The organism is Asticcacaulis sp. MM231 (assembly GCF_964186625.1).
Classification (GTDB): domain Bacteria; phylum Pseudomonadota; class Alphaproteobacteria; order Caulobacterales; family Caulobacteraceae; genus Asticcacaulis.
Genome location: NZ_OZ075108.1, coordinates 2,009,266 through 2,025,888, shown reverse-complemented (window position 1 = coordinate 2,025,888; position 16,623 = coordinate 2,009,266). Strand labels below are relative to the sequence as shown.

General features: G+C 59.4%; 19 protein-coding genes. 18 read left to right on the top strand and 1 reads right to left on the bottom strand.

The genetic code is table 11. The annotated features are described in order from the left end of the window. The first annotated feature begins 57 nt into the window (after positions 1-57). The 12 genes from glyA to ABQ278_RS09900 all read left to right on the top strand — a co-directional run bounded on the left by glyA (position 58) and on the right by ABQ278_RS09900 (position 11,085). Positions 58-1,362 carry a serine hydroxymethyltransferase gene (glyA, locus tag ABQ278_RS09955; protein WP_349319461.1) on the top strand — a complete coding sequence of 435 codons (1,305 nt, stop codon included), beginning with the start codon at positions 58-60 and terminating at the stop codon, positions 1,360-1,362. A gap of 13 nt (positions 1,363-1,375) precedes the next feature. Then, positions 1,376-1,903, top strand: a complete 528-nt coding sequence (nrdR, locus tag ABQ278_RS09950) for a transcriptional regulator NrdR (protein WP_026172551.1) — start codon at positions 1,376-1,378, stop codon at positions 1,901-1,903. Between the two features lie 130 nt (positions 1,904-2,033). Next, the gene (locus ABQ278_RS09945) at positions 2,034-2,681 is read left to right on the top strand and encodes a RibD family protein (RefSeq protein WP_018080261.1); all 648 of its coding nucleotides are present in this window, start codon (positions 2,034-2,036) and stop codon (positions 2,679-2,681) included. A 96-nt stretch (positions 2,682-2,777) separates the two neighbouring features. Then, positions 2,778-3,344: a riboflavin synthase gene (locus ABQ278_RS09940; protein WP_349319460.1), complete on the top strand. Its 567-nt coding sequence runs from the start codon at positions 2,778-2,780 to the stop codon at positions 3,342-3,344. A gap of 5 nt (positions 3,345-3,349) precedes the next feature. Then, positions 3,350-4,504, top strand: coding sequence for a 3,4-dihydroxy-2-butanone-4-phosphate synthase (gene ribB, locus ABQ278_RS09935; protein WP_349319459.1), 1,155 nt, complete (start codon positions 3,350-3,352; stop codon positions 4,502-4,504). Between the two features lie 12 nt (positions 4,505-4,516). Further along, on the top strand, positions 4,517-4,984 hold the full coding sequence (locus ABQ278_RS09930) for a 6,7-dimethyl-8-ribityllumazine synthase (RefSeq protein ID WP_349319458.1): 468 nt from the start codon (positions 4,517-4,519) through the stop codon (positions 4,982-4,984). Beyond that, the gene (gene nusB, locus ABQ278_RS09925) at positions 4,981-5,523 is read left to right on the top strand and encodes a transcription antitermination factor NusB (protein WP_349319457.1); all 543 of its coding nucleotides are present in this window, start codon (positions 4,981-4,983) and stop codon (positions 5,521-5,523) included. Before ABQ278_RS09930 ends, nusB begins: the two co-directional genes overlap by 4 nt. 349 nt (positions 5,524-5,872) lie before the next feature. After that, positions 5,873-6,847, top strand: a complete 975-nt coding sequence (gene thiL / locus ABQ278_RS09920; protein ID WP_349319456.1) for a thiamine-phosphate kinase — start codon at positions 5,873-5,875, stop codon at positions 6,845-6,847. 147 nt (positions 6,848-6,994) lie between these two features. Next, positions 6,995-7,552 carry a glycine zipper 2TM domain-containing protein gene (locus ABQ278_RS09915; protein ID WP_349319455.1) on the top strand — a complete coding sequence of 186 codons (558 nt, stop codon included), beginning with the start codon at positions 6,995-6,997 and terminating at the stop codon, positions 7,550-7,552. A 96-nt stretch (positions 7,553-7,648) separates the two neighbouring features. After that, a complete protein-coding gene (locus ABQ278_RS09910; RefSeq protein WP_349319454.1) occupies positions 7,649-8,086 on the top strand; it encodes a hypothetical protein in 438 nt (145 codons plus the stop codon). Between the two features lie 279 nt (positions 8,087-8,365). Further along, positions 8,366-10,528, top strand: a complete 2,163-nt coding sequence (locus tag ABQ278_RS09905; RefSeq protein ID WP_349319453.1) for a sodium-translocating pyrophosphatase — start codon at positions 8,366-8,368, stop codon at positions 10,526-10,528. A 104-nt stretch (positions 10,529-10,632) separates the two neighbouring features. Further along, positions 10,633-11,085, top strand: a complete 453-nt coding sequence (locus ABQ278_RS09900; protein ID WP_349319452.1) for a GNAT family N-acetyltransferase — start codon at positions 10,633-10,635, stop codon at positions 11,083-11,085. Between the two features lie 149 nt (positions 11,086-11,234). On the opposite strand, the gene bamE is transcribed toward ABQ278_RS09900, so the two are convergent. Beyond that, a complete protein-coding gene (bamE, locus tag ABQ278_RS09895) occupies positions 11,235-11,747 on the bottom strand; it encodes an outer membrane protein assembly factor BamE (RefSeq protein WP_349319451.1) in 513 nt (170 codons plus the stop codon). Between the two features lie 183 nt (positions 11,748-11,930). Between bamE and ABQ278_RS09890 the strand changes: the two genes are divergently transcribed. The 6 genes from ABQ278_RS09890 to ABQ278_RS09865 all read left to right on the top strand — a co-directional run bounded on the left by ABQ278_RS09890 (position 11,931) and on the right by ABQ278_RS09865 (position 16,535). After that, positions 11,931-12,596, top strand: coding sequence for a ubiquinol-cytochrome C chaperone family protein (locus ABQ278_RS09890; protein ID WP_349319450.1), 666 nt, complete (start codon positions 11,931-11,933; stop codon positions 12,594-12,596). After that, positions 12,593-13,153, top strand: a complete 561-nt coding sequence (locus ABQ278_RS09885) for a YceD family protein (RefSeq protein WP_349319449.1) — start codon at positions 12,593-12,595, stop codon at positions 13,151-13,153. Before ABQ278_RS09890 ends, ABQ278_RS09885 begins: the two co-directional genes overlap by 4 nt. A 212-nt stretch (positions 13,154-13,365) precedes the next feature. Then, entirely contained in the window at positions 13,366-14,457 is a 1,092-nt protein-coding gene (gene plsX, locus ABQ278_RS09880; RefSeq protein ID WP_349322138.1) for a phosphate acyltransferase PlsX, read from the top strand. 3 nt (positions 14,458-14,460) lie between these two features. After that, on the top strand, positions 14,461-15,441 hold the full coding sequence (locus ABQ278_RS09875; protein WP_349319448.1) for a beta-ketoacyl-ACP synthase III: 981 nt from the start codon (positions 14,461-14,463) through the stop codon (positions 15,439-15,441). A gap of 263 nt (positions 15,442-15,704) precedes the next feature. Beyond that, entirely contained in the window at positions 15,705-16,007 is a 303-nt protein-coding gene (locus ABQ278_RS09870; protein WP_018080247.1) for an integration host factor subunit alpha, read from the top strand. A 15-nt stretch (positions 16,008-16,022) separates the two neighbouring features. After that, complete coding sequence (locus tag ABQ278_RS09865; RefSeq protein WP_349319447.1) at positions 16,023-16,535, top strand: MerR family transcriptional regulator; 513 nt, start codon at positions 16,023-16,025, stop codon at positions 16,533-16,535. Positions 16,536-16,623: the final 88 nt, after the last annotated feature.

Genomic DNA, 16,623 nt, shown 5'->3' with positions numbered 1-16,623 from the left:
AGCGTAAACGCTCCCCATATTCCCTCCATCCCTTTCTCCAGCACAGGAATCGCTCCCTTGAACGCACCCGCGAACCCCGGCTCCTTCATCCCGCAAGGCTATTTCCACGACAATCTGGCGACCGCCAATTCCGAAGTCATGGCCGCCATCACCGGCGAACTGCATCGCCAGCAGGACCAGATCGAACTGATCGCCTCGGAAAACATCGTCTCCAAGGCCGTTCTGGAAGCGCAAGGGTCGGTGCTCACCAACAAGTACGCCGAGGGCTATCCAGGCCGTCGCTACTACGGTGGCTGCGAATACGCCGATGACGTCGAGCGTCTCGCCATCGAACGCGCCAAGAAGCTGTTCAACTGTGCCTTCGCCAACGTCCAGCCGCACTCCGGCGCCCAGGCCAATCAGGCCGTCTTCTTCTCGCTGCTCCAGCCGGGCGACACCTATATGGGCATGGATCTGGCCTGCGGCGGTCACCTGACGCACGGTTCGCCCGCCAATCAGTCGGGCAAGTGGTTCAACGTTGTGCCTTACGGCGTGACGCGCGACACCAACCTGATCGACATGGATCAGGTCAATGACCTGGCCCAGCAGCACAAGCCGAAGCTGATCATCGCCGGCGCCTCCAACTATCCGCGCCACATCGATTTCAAGCGCTTCCGTGAAATCGCCGATTCGGTCGGCGCCTATCTGTTCGTCGACATGGCCCACTATGCCGGTCTGGTTGCTGGCGGCATGTATCCCGATCCGCTGCCGCACGCCCACGTCGTCACCACCACCACGCACAAGACCCTGCGCGGCCCGCGCGGCGGCCTGATCCTGTCGAACGACGAAGCGCTCGGCAAGAAGATTAACTCGTCGGTCTTCCCCGGCCTGCAAGGCGGCCCCCTGATGCACGTCATCGCCGGCAAGGCCGTGGCCTTCGGTGAAGCCCTGCAGCCTGAGTTCAAGCTCTACGCCCAGCAGGTCGTCGCCAATGCGCGCGCCCTGGCCGCCACGCTCGTTGAGCGCGGTCTGGCCATCGTCACCGGCGGCACCGACAGCCACGTCATGTCGGTCGATCTGCGCCCCAAGGGCCAGAACGGCAAGGACACCGAGGCCGCCCTCGAAGCCGCCTTCATCACCTGCAACAAGAACGGCATCCCGTTCGACGACAAGCCCTTCACCATCACCTCGGGCGTTCGTCTCGGCACCCCCGCCGGCACCACCCGCGGCTTCAAGGAAGCGGAATTCATCATCATCGGCAACCTGATCGCCGATGTGGTGGACGGCATGGCCGCCAATGAGGGCAAGCCCGATCTCGCTGTTCAGGAAAAGGTGCGCGCTTCGGTTAAGGCTCTCACGCAACAGTTCCCGATATATAGCTGATCGGTAACACATAATGCGCTGTCCCTTTTGCGGAAACCTTGAGACCCAGGTGAAGGATTCCCGTCCTTCCGAAGACGGCGCGGCCATCCGCCGCCGCCGGTCCTGTTCGGAATGCGGCGGGCGCTTCACCACCTTTGAGCGCGTGCAACTGCGCGATCTGATGGTGGTCAAACGCTCGGGACGGCGCACGCCCTTCGATCGCACCAAGCTGGAGCGTTCGGTCGCCATCGCCATGCGCAAGCGGCCGGTCGATCAGGAACGCACCGACCGCATGGTGTCGGGCATCGTCCGTCAGCTTGAGAGCATGGGTGAGACCGACATCACCTCTGATACGGTCGGAGGCCTGGTCATGGAAGCGCTGAAATCGCTCGATGTCGTGGCCTATGTCCGTTACGCCTCGGTCTATCGTGACTTCCGCGAGACCTCCGATTTCGCCAAGTTCCTCGGCGACGAAGGCCTGAGCAATGAGGTGATCGACGATCCGCGCGACATCAAGCAAGGGCTGGGCGAGCAGGATATTTCGCCGTCTGATGATGCTTGATCGCTATGGCAAACCATAGACAATCAAGCTTTTCTTTTGCGTTCAAGCGCCACGCGGGCTTACGCGTAAAAGTACGCGGCGGCCAGTCGGCCTTGCCGAATTTCCATATCGAAATTCGGAGTGATCGTTGATGCGCCCGCAAATCACCCTCAAGCTGGCCACCACGCTCGACGGACGCATTGCTACGGCGAACGGTCAAAGCAAGTGGATCACGGGTGAGGAGGCGCGCCGCGTCGTCCATGAACTGCGCGCCGGCCATGATGGTGTGCTGGTGGGCATCGAAACCGCGCTGAAGGACGATCCCGAACTGACGGTGCGGCTGGCGGGCTACGAAGGCTATCAGCCGGCGCGCATCATCCTCGATTCGCGTTCGCGGCTGCCTATGACGTCGAAACTGGTCCAGACTGCGCGCGTCATCCCCACCTATGTCGTGACGACGCAGGCTATCAGCGGCGAGATGCAGTCGCTCGGTGTGCGCGCCATCAAGGTGCCGTCCAAACATCAGCGCGTCGATCTGGAACTGGCGCTGGAAGCGATCGCTGCGGCCGGTATCGAGCGCCTGTTCGTCGAAGGCGGTGGCGTGGTGGCGACGGCTTTTCTGCGCGCGGGTTTCGTGGATCGCCTTGAATGGTTCCGTTCGGCCACCATCTTGGGCGGAGACGCCCGTCCCGTGATTGGTCACCTCAATATTGATGATCTGAACCAGATGGTGCGTTTCACGCGTTTAGGCGTTCAATCGGTCGGTGACGATCTGTGGGAAACCTATGAGTTAAGTTAAGAGAAGGGGTGTCTGTGGATAAGCCTTCTTAAGAAATATCAGCCTGAAACGGCGGTAAGGGATATAAAACAAGTGTTTACGGGCATTATTTCAAGCATGGGCACAGTCAGCGCTCTGATTAAATCGGACGCCGGCGTGCGCCTGACCATGGCGGTCGATTTCGATCTCGATGACGTCGATATCGGCGCCTCGATCAGCCATGCCGGCTGCTGCCTGACCGTGGTGTCGAAGCAGGGCCGCAGCTATGATCTCGATGTCTCGAATGAAACCCTGAACCTGACCAATCTCGGTGCCTGGAAAGAGGGCTCGAAAGTCAATATTGAGCGGGCTCTCAAGATCGGCGACGAACTGGGCGGCCATATCGTTTCCGGCCATGTCGATGGTCTGGCGACGCTGGTCAGCGTGACGCAGGATGGCGACAGCTACCGCCTGAAGATCGGAGCGCCCGCGCCGCTGCATCGCTTTATCGCGCCCAAGGGCTCGGTCGCGCTCGATGGCATTTCGCTGACCGTCAATGAGGTTGAGGGTAACATCTTCGGCGTCAACATCATCCCCCACACCTGGCTGCACACGACCTTATCGAAAACAAGCGTGGGTGACAGTATCAACCTTGAGGTTGATCGCTTAGCGCGCTATGCCGCCCGTTGGTTTGAGACAGAGTAATCAAAATGAGCCTGAACAAGATCACCAATGACCTGGGTATGAACCCGGACAACGGCTACGACAGCCCGATCTCCTCCATTGAGGATATCCTTGAGGATGCCCGCAACGGCCGCCCCTATATCCTGGTCGATGCCGAAGATCGTGAAAACGAAGGCGATGTCGTCATCCCCGCCCAGATGGCGACGCCCGATATCATCAATTTCATGGCGCGTTTCGCCCGTGGGCTGGTGTGTCTGTCGATCACCGGCGACCGGGCCAAAACCCTGCGTCTGCCGCCGATGGTGCACGACAACGGCGCGCGCAACGGCACGGCCTTCACCGTCTCGATCGAGGCCAAGGATGGCATCTCGACCGGCATTTCGCCGAAGGATCGCGCCCATACCATCGCCGTCGCCATCGATCCGAGTAAGGATTCTGGCGATATCGTCAGCCCCGGTCACGTCTTCCCGCTGGTGGCGCGCGAAGGCGGCGTGCTGGTGCGCGCCGGCCATACCGAAGCGGCCGTCGATATCTCGCGCATGGCGGGCCTCTATCCGGCCGGCGTGATCTGCGAAATCATCAATGATGACGGCACCATGGCGCGCCTGCCGGACCTGATCGTTTTCGCCCAGACCCACGGCATGAAGATTGGCACCATCGCCGACCTGATCGCCTATCGTCGCCGCACCGAGCGCTTTGTCGAGCGCGTGCTGGAGCGTCCGTTCGATTCGGAGTGGGGCGGCCAGTTCCGCCTCTATGTCTATCGCAACAAGCTCGATGGTGCCGAACATCTGGCGCTGGTCAAGCACCTGCCGCAGCCCAACAAGCCGACGCTCGTGCGCATGCACCAGCTCGATGTCGCTTCCGATGTCCTGGGCGGCGCCGGTGCCTCCATGCGTGCCGGTCATGTGCAGAAAGCCATGCAGATCCTGGCCGATCACAACGGTCCGGCGGTCATGGTCATGCTGCGTGATCCCGACCCGAAGGTGCTCTCCAGCCGCTTTGGCGCCACTGAAGAGACCGATCAAAGTCCGCGCGGTTTGCGTGATTATGGCGTTGGTGCGCAAATCCTGTTAGACCTTGGTGTGCGAGATATGATAGCGCTCAGCGGAACACGTCCGAAACCAGCCGCTTTGGAAGGCTACGGCCTCTCAATCACGGACTGGCAAAATCTAGATTAAAGAGAACCCCCTTTGACCCTTGAAACACCGCTTCGCATCCTGATCGTCGAAAGCCGCTTCTACGACGACATCGCCGACGAGCTTCTGGCGGGCGCTAAAGGCGCCCTGAGCGCGATGGGCGCCGAATACGATGTGGTGACCGTTCCCGGCGCTTTCGAGATCCCCGCCGCCATCGCCATGGCCGAAGAGGCCGCGCATCGTCCAATGGGTCGTGCCTATGATGGCTATGTCGCGCTTGGCTGCGTGATCCGTGGTGACACCACCCATTACGACTATGTCTGCAACGAATTGGCGCGCGGCCTGATGGAGCTCTCCTACAAGCAGCGTCTGGCCATTGGTTACGGCATCCTCACCGTAGAGGACGAGGATCAGGCCTGGGTGCGTGCCCGCCGTTCGGAAGGCGACAAGGGCGGCACGGTCGCCAAGGTGTGCCTGACCATGATCGGCCTGCGCAAGACCCTGATGGATGGCAGCCAATGAGCGAGCACGATTCGGGCGCGGCCCCTCAGCCGACCAGCCTCAAGGCCGTCATCGAGCACCTGAACGCCAAGGAAACCGAGACACGGTCCTTGTCGAACAAGGACAAGCGCGCCCGCACCGTGGCGCGTCTGGTTCTGGTTCAGGCGCTGTATCAGATGGAAATCACCGGCACCGGCGTCGAGACCGTGGTCAAGGAATTTACGGATTTCCGTTTTGATGGCGATCTCGAAGGCGAGCCGATGGCCGCCGCCGACGAAGCCTTCTTCGCCGAGGGCGCCCGCGCCATCGTCAAGGAACAGGGCATCATCGATCCCTTGATCATCAATCGTCTGGCGTCCGGCTGGCGCATCGAGCGACTGGATACGACGGTGCGCGCCATCCTGCGCGCTGGCACCTGGGAGCTTAAATACCGCAAGGATATCGGCCTTGAGGTGATCATCAACGAGTATGTCGAGATCGCCCGCGCCTTCTTCGGCGAAACCGAGGCGCGCTTTGTCAATGGTGCGCTCGATGGTATCGCTGCGGACGTGCGCAAGTAGCGCTCTGAGTGGCCAAATAGGCTTAAGGTGATCCACAGTTTTTTCCCCTCTCGCTGCTTAGCGGGGAGAGGACGGGAGCCGAGCAAAGCGAAGGCGACCGGGTGAGGGGCAATCCAAATTAGCCCCTCACCCGACAATCTGCGGCTTCGCCTTGCTTGTCATCCTCTCCCCATGAAAATGGGGAGAGGGGAATTAAAGGCGGTATGTTCTACCTAAACCAAGCGCATTCTTAATCTGTGAAATCTGTGCAATCTATGGATTTACCTGCCTTTTCTGGGGCATTCACATTTAATTTTGTCGTCTTTTTCCCCGATTCGTTGCAAAACGGTCAGTCTTGAGGATGAGCCGGATGAGCGAACACGACGAATTTTCCATCATTGATCAGCTTTTCAAACCGCTGGCGGGCCTGAGCCGCGAGGCGAGGGGGCTGATCGATGATGTCGCCGTCATCGCTGGCGATTCCACGCAGGATCTGGTGATCAATACCGATGCCCTGGTGGCCGGCGTCCACTTTTTCGAGCACGATCCGCTCGATCTGGTGGCGCGCAAGCTGATGCGCGTCAATCTCTCCGATATCATCGCCAAGGGCGCCAAGCCCTATGGCTATCAGCTTATGACGGCCTGGCCGCGCGGCACGTCTTACGCTGAAAAAGCTGATTTCGTCCGCGGCCTCAAGACCGAGCAGGACCGCTTCGGTCTCGATCTGTTTGGTGGCGATACCGTCTCGACCTACGGGCCGCTGGTCGTTTCCATGACGATGTTTGGGCGCGTACCGGCGGGCAGGGCGCTGTCGCGCCTCGGCGCAAGAGCCGGCGACAAGGTGCTGATCAGCGGCTATATCGGTCAGGGCTATCTCGGGCTGAAAGCTTTGCAGGGCCAACTCATGGGCCTGTCGCACGCCGACGTCAACGAGGTCATCAGCGCCTATCACCTGCCGGAAATCCGTACCGATCTGGCACCGGTCATTCTGGAACACGCGCGCAGTTCGATGGATGTGTCGGACGGCCTGCTGGCGGATGCCGATCATCTGGCACGCGCCAACAACCTGATGATCCGGCTTGATCTCAACACGGTGCCGACCTCACTGTCCGCCCGTGCCGCCATCGCTTCGGGCCTTAGTCCGGTCGATCTGGTGACCGGCGGCGATGACTACCAGATCCTCTGCACCGCCGATGAGGCCGGCGCAAAGGCCCTGATCATGGCCGGTTTCTACGAGATCGGCATGTGCCTTGGCGTTTCCGAAGATACCCCGGCCGGTGCGGAACTCTGGGCCGATGATCGCCGGCTGGATGTCGTGGCCAAGGGCTACACCCATCCGCTTTAGGCTTACCACTTCCTTATAAAGGCAAGCCCAAATACAGCGGTCAACCGGATTGTGCCTGTGATGATACAGCGTTAACTCCTTCATCGTCGCACTGTGTCGGCCTTTAGGCCGAACCGCAAAAGCGGCGACAACGGAAGGTAATCTGAGATGACATCTTTATTGAAAACCGGCCTGCTTTTAAGCCTGGCCGCTTCCATGGCTATCCCCGCGATGGCCTCGGCACAGGATCGTGACCTGCGCGGCTATGACGGCTATTGTTACGCAAAGAAAAAGGAGGCCCAGACCAACGGCACGGTTATCGGCGCTGTGCTGGGGGGGCTGGTCGGCAGCCAGATTTCCAAGAACGAACGCGGCCTTGGCACGGTCGGCGGTGCGGTGGTCGGCGGCGTGATCGGCAACAATGTCGGCAAGACAAGCGTCAAGTGCTATAACGGCGAATACTATTCCTACCAGGGCGCCTATTACGATCCCGCGCCGCCGCCTTCCGGCTATTCGGTGGTTTATTACAAGGACCGCCCGTCCAACGATCGCTATGAGCGCGTCTACTATGACCGCTACCGCCATACCAGCCCACCGCCCTATGCCTATGGCGACGCCTGGCGCAATGACAATGACAACCCCTATGGCTGGCGTGACAAGGACGGTCACTGGCACGACGGGCGCAATAACGACAACCGTCATCGCAACAGGCACAACAATCGCTAAGCGCAGCGATCTACGCCGGTTCAAGGCTCTCCGGTTCACACCGGGGAGCTTTTTTTCGTTTAGCCGTTATCAACCATTGTGCGGCATGATCGCGGCATGACAACATCGCCAGACCGCCGCCATCTCCTTGTCTCCGCTCTTGCCGGTGCCGTCGCCTTGTGTGCCGCGCCGGTCATGGCCAGCGAGGGCAAGAAGGACGCCAAGGAAGCCGGCGCCGCCTCGGTCCAGCTTGGCGCCATCGCCATTCCGATCACCGAAAACGGCAAGCTTTCCAACTACATCTTCCTCAATGTCCGCATCAACCTGACGATCAAGGCCGATGAAGCCAAACTGCGCGAGAAGGAACCCTATTTCCGTGACGCTTTGGTGCGGGTGTCGTCGAAGGTGTCGTTCGGACAGCCGGGCAAGGACTACCTGCTCGACGAGCCGCGCTTCAAACAGGTGATGATGGCCGAATGGACCAAGATTACCGGCCCCGGCATGATCAAGTCGATCGACGTTCTGGCGCAAAACCCCAAACGCCATCCGCTCTAGCGTCTTTCGGCCTGCGGTTGTGCTGCGCTGCGGCCCATCTAACATCCTGAATCTATGAACTATAAGTATTCGACCCTTTGCGATGCAGCATTCACAGGGCGAAAACCCTTGAAATATAATGGGTTGCATCATGATCAGGTCTTGAAACTCAGTTAAACATTTGGCAATCTCCGTGTCTGCCAGAAAGCAAGTCCCTGAAATCTGGACTGTTTTCTGGCGCATAAACGGGCGCGGCATTCCCTGCACACGCCTTAAATATAAAGACACAGGGGTTACATTATGAATATTGCTTTGATGCTCGCCATCGTGGCTGGCATACTTGGCCTGTTGTATGGCATTGTCCAGACCTTCGGTCTGCTGAAAGCCAATGCGGGCAGTGCGCGTATGCAGGAAATCGCCGCGGCGATTCAGGAAGGGGCCGCGGCCTACCTCAAGCGTCAGTACACCACCATCGCCATAGTCGGCGTCGTGATCTTCGTTCTGGCCTTCGTCTTTCTCGGTCACCTGTCGGCCGTCGGCTTCCTGATCGGTTCGGTGCTTTCGGGCGCGGCCGGTTATGCCGGTATGCTGATCTCGGTACGCGCCAACGTCCGGACCGCGCAGGCTGCTTCGGAAAGCCTGGCCAAGGGGCTGAAGCTGGCCTTCAATGCTGGCGCCATCACCGGCCTGTTCGTGGCCGGCGGCGCGTTGCTCGGCGTGTCGGGTTATTATGCCTACCTGACCGAAGTGCTGAAGCTTGGCGCCCATGACCGCGACCTGATCAATGCCCTTGTGTCCCTCGGCTTCGGCGCATCACTAATCTCGATTTTTGCCCGTCTCGGTGGCGGTATCTTCACCAAGGGCGCCGATGTTGGCGGCGATATGGTCGGCAAGGTCGAGGCCGGTATCCCCGAAGATGATCCCCGTAACCCCGCCACCATCGCCGATAATGTCGGCGACAATGTTGGCGATTGCGCCGGCATGGCGGCCGACCTGTTCGAGACCTACGCGGTGACCACGGTCGCCACCATGGTGCTGGCAGCCATCTTCTTTGGCGACAGCCCTTACGTCGGCATGATGATGCTGCTGCCGCTGGTGATCTGCGGCGTTTGCATCATCACCTCGATCATCGGCACCTATTTTGTCCGCCTCGGCAAGGACAACAACATCATGAACGCCCTCTACAAGGGCCTCATCGCCACCGGTCTTTTGTCGATCGTCGCCATCGCGGCGGTGATCAAGTATCTGCCGGGCCTCGGCTTCGATACCGCCTTTTCGTATGTTTCGGCCGGCACCACCTTTACCTTCACCGGCATGACGCTGTTCTATTGCGGTCTCGTCGGTCTGGCCGTGACGGCGGGCTTTATCGTGGTGACGGAATACTACACCGCCACGGGCAAACGGCCGGTCGTCTCGATCGCGCAGGCCTCGGTCACCGGTCACGGCACCAACGTCATCCAGGGGCTCGCGGTTTCGATGGAAGCCACCGCCGTGCCGGCGCTGATCATCGTGGCCGGCATCATCGGCTGTTACCTGCTGGCGGGCCTGTTCGGCATCGCTATCGCCACCACCACCATGCTGGCGCTGGCCGGTATGATCGTGGCGCTCGATGCCTTCGGTCCGGTGACGGATAATGCCGGTGGCATCGCTGAAATGGCCGGTCTGCCGCCGGAAGTGCGTCACACCACCGATGCGCTCGATGCGGTGGGCAACACCACCAAGGCCGTCACCAAGGGTTATGCCATCGGTTCGGCGGGCTTAGGTGCCCTGGTGCTTTTCGCCGCCTATACCTCCGATCTGAAATACTTTGCCGAACACGCCCTGCCGGGGTCGTTCTTCGAGGGCATGGGCAACCTGACCTTCTCGCTGTCGAGCCCTTGGGTCGTCGTCGGTCTCCTGATCGGCGGGCTCTTGCCGTATCTCTTCGGCGGTATGGGCATGACGGCGGTGGGGCGCGCGGCGCAGGCCGTGGTCGAGGAAGTGCGCAAGCAGTTCCGCGAAGATCCGGGCATCATGGCGGGTACGTCCAAGCCCAACTATGGCCGCGCGGTCGATATGCTGACCAAGGCGGCCATCCGCGAAATGGTGGTGCCGTCCTTGCTGCCGGTGCTGTCACCGATCGTTCTGTTCGTCATCGTCTACTTTATCGGTGGCGCGGTGCCGGCGTTTGAATCGCTCGGCGCCATGCTCCTGGGCGTGATCGTCACTGGCTTCTTCGTGGCCGTGTCGATGACGTCGGGCGGCGGTGCCTGGGATAACGCCAAGAAGTCGTTTGAGGACGGCTTCGTTGATAAGGACGGCGTGCGTCACCTCAAGGGCTCGGAGGCGCACAAGGCCTCGGTGACCGGTGATACGGTCGGCGATCCTTATAAGGATACGGCCGGTCCGGCGGTCAACCCGATGATCAAGATCACCAATATCGTGGCGTTGCTGATGCTGGCAGTCATCGCCAGAGGCGCTTGAATATATAGCCCCCGTCGGCAACGGCGGGGCTATATTATGTTCGAAAGAAAGATAAGTTATCCACAGATAAGCCAGATAAGCACAGATATTTTACGCCGAGTGACATGAATATTCGATTTGCCGACCGCGAAGATATGCCGCAACTGCTGAAACTGTATCGGCATCTCAACCCTGATGATAAAGAAACGACAGTTGAGGTCGCCTTGAAAAACTGGGAACGGCTGAAGCTTTACCCCGGCAGCGATATTCTCGTTGGATGCTTAGATGCGGATATTGTAGCGACCTGTACCTTAGTCGTGATCCCGAATCTCACGCGCGCGGGCGCACCTTATGCTTTAATAGAAAATGTCGTTACCCACCCAGCCCATCGCAACAAGGGGTACGGCAAAGCCGTCCTAAAAGATGCGACTGACGCGGCTTGGCGTGCTGGTTGTTACAAAGTCATGTTGCTTACAGGCTCAAAACAGTCGGCCGTACTGAAATTTTATCACGATGCGGGTTTTGAACAGAACAAGACCGGTTTCCAGATGAGAAAACTACCTCCACGTGCCTCTTAGGGCAGAAATTTTACGTTCATCGTGCCTTTAAGTTCAAAGGACATCTGCGCTTATCTGGCTTATCCGTGGATAACTATCCTTGCTTGCATACGAAAAAGCCCGCCAGGAACAAACCGGGCGGGCTTTTGATACCAGGCATGAAACGAAAACTATTCCTGGCGGCGCCGGTTGCCGGGGTTCGAATCCTGGCTGTTGTCGATGCGCTGGTGACCGACGGTGCCGAGGACCTGTTCAAGCGCGGTCAGTGAACGGCCGCGGGTAGGGGTCTTGTTCTGGTTCGGCGTCAGGGTGCGGCCATCGGAGAGCGCCAGGGTCTTTACAGCGGCGACCGTCTGCGTGGTGTTATCGAAATTGACCACAGTGACCGAGCGCGCGGTGACGCGCGATTGCTTGTAGGTCATCTTCATCGAGGTCTGGTCGATATAGTACCATTCCGACGGGTTGTAGATCGAGGTTTGCGACGGCGCGCCGAGCTTATCGAGCACGGTGGCCTGGGTATCGCCGACCTTGATATCAACCGAAGGCTTGGCGTCGTGCGACAGATAACCATGGTGCGTCATGGTGGGGGCGCAGGCCGTACCCATCAGGGTCAGGGCCGTGGCGGCAACCAGAGCAAGGCTTGTCTTAACAGATAGCCATTTTCTCGGCAAAAGGGGGCGCATGAATATCCTGTTTAGTAAACGAACGCATTTGACCTATAGGGAATTTAGGCTTACGGCAAGCTTAAGGCCTAAACATGGCCATGAACAGTGAAAATTTTTACCGGATCGTGACGGCTAAAATTCAGGACAAGGCGCCTGTTTTGCCGTAGCTTTTCACCGGCAGGCACAGGGCGGAAAAACCTCATGCGACCCTTACTGGACAAGCTGAAAACCCTCTTCAAACCACGTGGCGTTAAGCTGGTCGGTGATCGGCTTTACGTGGCATGCGTGGCGCAATCGCGCCTGCCGGTTTTCTATACCGATTACGGCGTTGATGATGCGATCGGTGCGCGTTTCGAGCTTCTGACCTTCCATGTCGGGCTGGTTGTGACGCGTTTGAAATCTTTGGATCCGGCCGACCCGCGCCATGAACAGGCGAAGGAGACGGCGCAGAAGCTGTTCGATTCCTTTTTGCTGGCGCTCGATTCGACTTTGCGCGAACAAGGCGTTGGTGATCTCAGCGTCCCAAAGAAGATGAAGAAACTTGGCCTCGTCATTTATACACGTATGAAGCGCTGGGACGATATGTGGCGCGATCATTCTGGTCTTGGCGCCGAAGCCGATTACGCCGCCCGCACGATTTTCGCCGGTTCGGACTATGACGATGAGGACGCGGGGGAGGAACTCGACGCCGGGCTTATCTCCGCCCTTACGCTTGAACGGGCGCAGGCCTTCGCTATCTATGCACAGGCGGCGCAGGACGCTTTCCGCATAGATGAGGCCTTAAGCGGTGATCTAGTGTGGCCAAATCCGGCGCCGCTTGGTAACGAGGCGTTCATAAGAGAATTTGTCCTGAGCGGAGATGTATGATGGACGAGCAACAAAAAGACGACCGCCAGAAGGATGAGGGCCTGTGGGAGCACCGCGTGCGCTTCGATCATGCACTGCGTGGCTTAAAGGTCGACCTGACAGCCGATGCAGCACAGCGTGAGGCGATCGCGAGAGGCTTTGGCATGATCGCGCTCGAGTCGCTGAGTGCCCATATCGAGACTCGCGCCGCCCCGAGCGACAAGCCTGTGGTCGAGGTGCGCATCACCCTGCAAGGAGAGGTGACGCAGGAGTGCGGCGTGACGCTGGAGCCTTTCACCCATGCTCTTTCCGGTGAGCTCGACATCACCTGCATGGAAAAGCAGCGTGTCACGCATGAGGTCGCCGAGGTGGGCGCCCGTGAGTTTACACTCGATGATCTCGACGAGCCTGATGTGATCGAAAACGGTCAGATCGATCTGGGCCAATACGTTATCGAAGCGCTCGGGGAAGCCTATGATCCCTTTGCGCGCAAGCCGGGCGCGGTATTTGAAGAGCCGGAAATCGAGGCCGAGCCGTCACCCTTTGCCGTGCTCTCCAAACTGAAACGTGATGAATAGGCTCGTGCCTTGCCGTGCGCGTCATGATATATCTTGCATAGTTGCGAAGTCGCGCTATCGTCCGCGGCTTGTTTTCAGCGCCCGGCAAGGGCGTGAAAACCCCAAGCGTAACGAAGCCCAGTGAGGTCAGATTAAAGTCCGTGTCGACACCTACAGAACCTCAACTCCTGCCACGAGCGCCTGAAAACGCACTGGTTATTGCCATTGACGCAATGGGCGGTGACCACGGTCCGGCCGTGACCGTATGCGGCGCCGCGCTCCTGCTCGATGAGCGCGCCGACCTGTTTTTCCAGCTTCACGGCGACGAAGCCCGAATCAATGCCGAATTGGCGCGTCTGCCCAGGCTCAAGGCGCGTTCGGTCGTGATTCACACCGATCAGGCCGTGGCCATGGACGAAAAGCCGGCCCAGGCCATTCGCCGTCGCAACACCAGCCTTGCCAACGCCATTCACGCCGTCAAATCGGGCGAGGCGAAGGCGGTCATTTCGGCCGGTAATACCGGCGCGCTGATGGCGCTGTCGAAGATGATCCTCAAAATGCTGACCGACGATCTGGAGCGTCCGGCCATCGGTTGTTCGTGGCCCAATAAAAAGGGCTTCGGCACGGTGCTCGATGTCGGCGCCAATGTGACCTCTGATGCGCACCAGCTGATCGAATTCGCCCTGATGGGCGCGGCCTTCCATCGCGCCGTGCGCGGCGTTGAAAAGCCGTCGATCGGCCTGCTCAATGTCGGCTCGGAAGACGTCAAGGGCCACGAAGAGGTCCGAGAAGCCCACAAGATGCTGCGTGAAAATGTCCTGGGCCTGAATTATCATGGCTTTGTCGAGGGCACCGACCTGTGCGAAGGCACGGTCGATGTGGTCGTCACCGATGGCTTCACCGGCAATGTAGCGCTGAAAACCGCCGAGGGCGCAGCGCGTTTCATCAAGGATCTGCTGAAGGATGCCTTCAAATCGTCGCCGCTAGCCATGCTGGGTGCGCTTCTGGCGGCGCCGGCGCTCAAGGCCATGGCCAAGCGCATCGATCCCGGCACAGGCAACGGTGGTCCGCTACTGGGTTTACGCGGCATCGTCATCAAGAGCCATGGCGGTGCCGATGCGCGCGCCTTCTCGAACGCCATCCGTGTGGGTGTCTCTCTGGCCGCCAGCGGTTATGAGCGCGATATCACCTTGTCTCTGGCACAGTTCTCGCAGAGCCTGGCCGAGCAGGAGGCTTTGTCTCTTGCCGCAACATCATCGGATACAACTATAAAAGACTTGCCGCTTGCCGGTCATCTGGAAGTCGCGGGTAACAAGGTAAACTAGGACATGCGTGTGTTAAGATCGGCGGTCACCGGCGTTGGCGGCTTCCTGCCCGAACAAGTGGTCACCAACGAAGATTTCACCAGGACAGTCGATACATCGGATGCCTGGATCGTCGAGCGGACGGGTATTCGTCAGCGCCACAAGGTTGATCCCGGCATGAAGACGTCGGACATGGCGGTCGAAGCGGCGAAGGTCGCTCTGGCGGCGGCGGGCAGGGACGTAAGCGACGTTGACCTGATCATCGTGGCCACCACCACGCCCGACATGCCGTTTCCCTCCACGGCCTCCATTGTCCAGCACAAGCTTGGGGCCCCGACCTGTCCGGCCTTCGATGTTCAGGCGGTCTGTTCGGGCTTCGTCTATGCCCTCAGCGTCGCCGATGGTTTCGTGGCGCGCGGCCTGTCGAAATGCGTGCTGGTCATCGGTGCCGAGGCCATGAGCCAGCTTCTTGACTATTCCGACCGCGGCACCTGCATCCTGTTCGGCGACGGTGCCGGCGCGGTGCTGGTCGAGCCGGTAGAAGGCAAGGGCGACAACACCGACAAGGGCATTCTGGGCTTCGATCTGCGCTGCGATGGCTCCAAGGTCGATCTTCTTTATGTCGATGGCGGCACGTTCGAGGCTGAAAACCGCATCGGCAAGATTTGCATGCAGGGCAATCAGGTCTTCAAGCAGGCGGTGCAGAAGATATCGCAAGCCGTTGAAGCGGCTGTAGAAAAATCCAATCTGTCGATTGCCGATATCGACTGGTTCATTCCGCATCAGGCCAATCAGCGCATCCTCAAAGGCGTGGCTGAGCGTCTCGGCCTCGATGAGGCGAAGGTGGTCTCGACGGTGGCGCAGCACGCCAATACATCGGCGGCCTCGATCCCGCTGGCCTGGTATACTGCGGTGCAGGACGGTCGCGTCAAGCCGGGCGATCTGGTGCTGATCGAAGCGCTGGGCGGTGGTCTGACCTGGGGCGCGGCGGCCATTCGTCTGTAGGAAGATCGTTTGCCCACAGATCGTACAGATTAAGGGGCGATTTGCGCCCGATCGAACAAGTCGCGCTTTGCTGACCTTAACAGTCTGAAAAATCTGCGTAATCTGTTTAATCTGAGGGTGTCTCCCTTATCTTTCTTCCATCAATTCCCCTGTCTGACGTTTTTTGTCCGAAGTTATCTATAACCCTTTGACGCAAACGAGAATTTGCGTCATTGTATGCGCTTGTACGGGTTATAATCCTTCAAGCTACGGGGCTTAGACACATGAAATCGCAAACCTTGACGCGGGCTGAACTGTTTGAAGATGTGCATAACGAACTCGGCTTGCCACGTCAGGAATGCGCCGCCATCGTCGAACGCACGCTCGATCTGGTGGTCGAAGCGCTGGAGCGCGGCGACACGGTCAAGCTGTCCGGCTTCGGCGTCTTCCAGGTCCGTGAGAAAAACGCCCGTGTAGGCCGCAACCCCAAGACCGGCAAGCCGGCCGCCATTGATCCGCGCAAGGTCATCTCCTTCCGTGCCTCGCAGATCGTCAAGGCGCGCGTTGACGCCGGCACCCACGAGTAACAAGGTAGCGTGCAGGTGAACAAAGGGCCCTTAGCCTTACGGACCATTTCCGAGACCGCCAACTCTTTGGGCGTGCCTCAGCATGTGCTGCGCTTCTGGGAAACCAAGTTCACCTTCATCCGTCCGACCAAGCGCGCCGGTGGCCGTCGTTTTTACCGTCCGCAGGATGTGGATCTACTGCAGGGCGTGAAAACGCTGCTCTATGATCGCGGCTACACCATCCGCGGCGTGCAGAAGCTGTTCAAGGACGAGGGCCAGAAGGCGATTCTCAATCCTTCCGGCGGCGTCTATACGGGCGGCGATTCCGAAGTGATCGAAACCGAGCAGGGTCTTGTGTCGCGCTATGAGATCGCGGCCGAGGATGCTGCCGGGGTGGCGCAGCCGGTATTTGACTGGGGCAATGCCGCGAATGTGCCGGCGCCGGCCATGTCGACCGAAATGCGTGACGGCTTTCTGAACATCGCCAAGGCTTTGGAGGCGGCGCAGGCCTCGCTTGGCCGTCATATCGGCAAGACATCGAGACGGTAGGATAAAATTCTGGGAAAACTGCCGTTTGGGGATTGCGGGGGCCGATTTTCGTCTCTATAAGCCGCCTCTCTTAAGGGCGACACTGGCT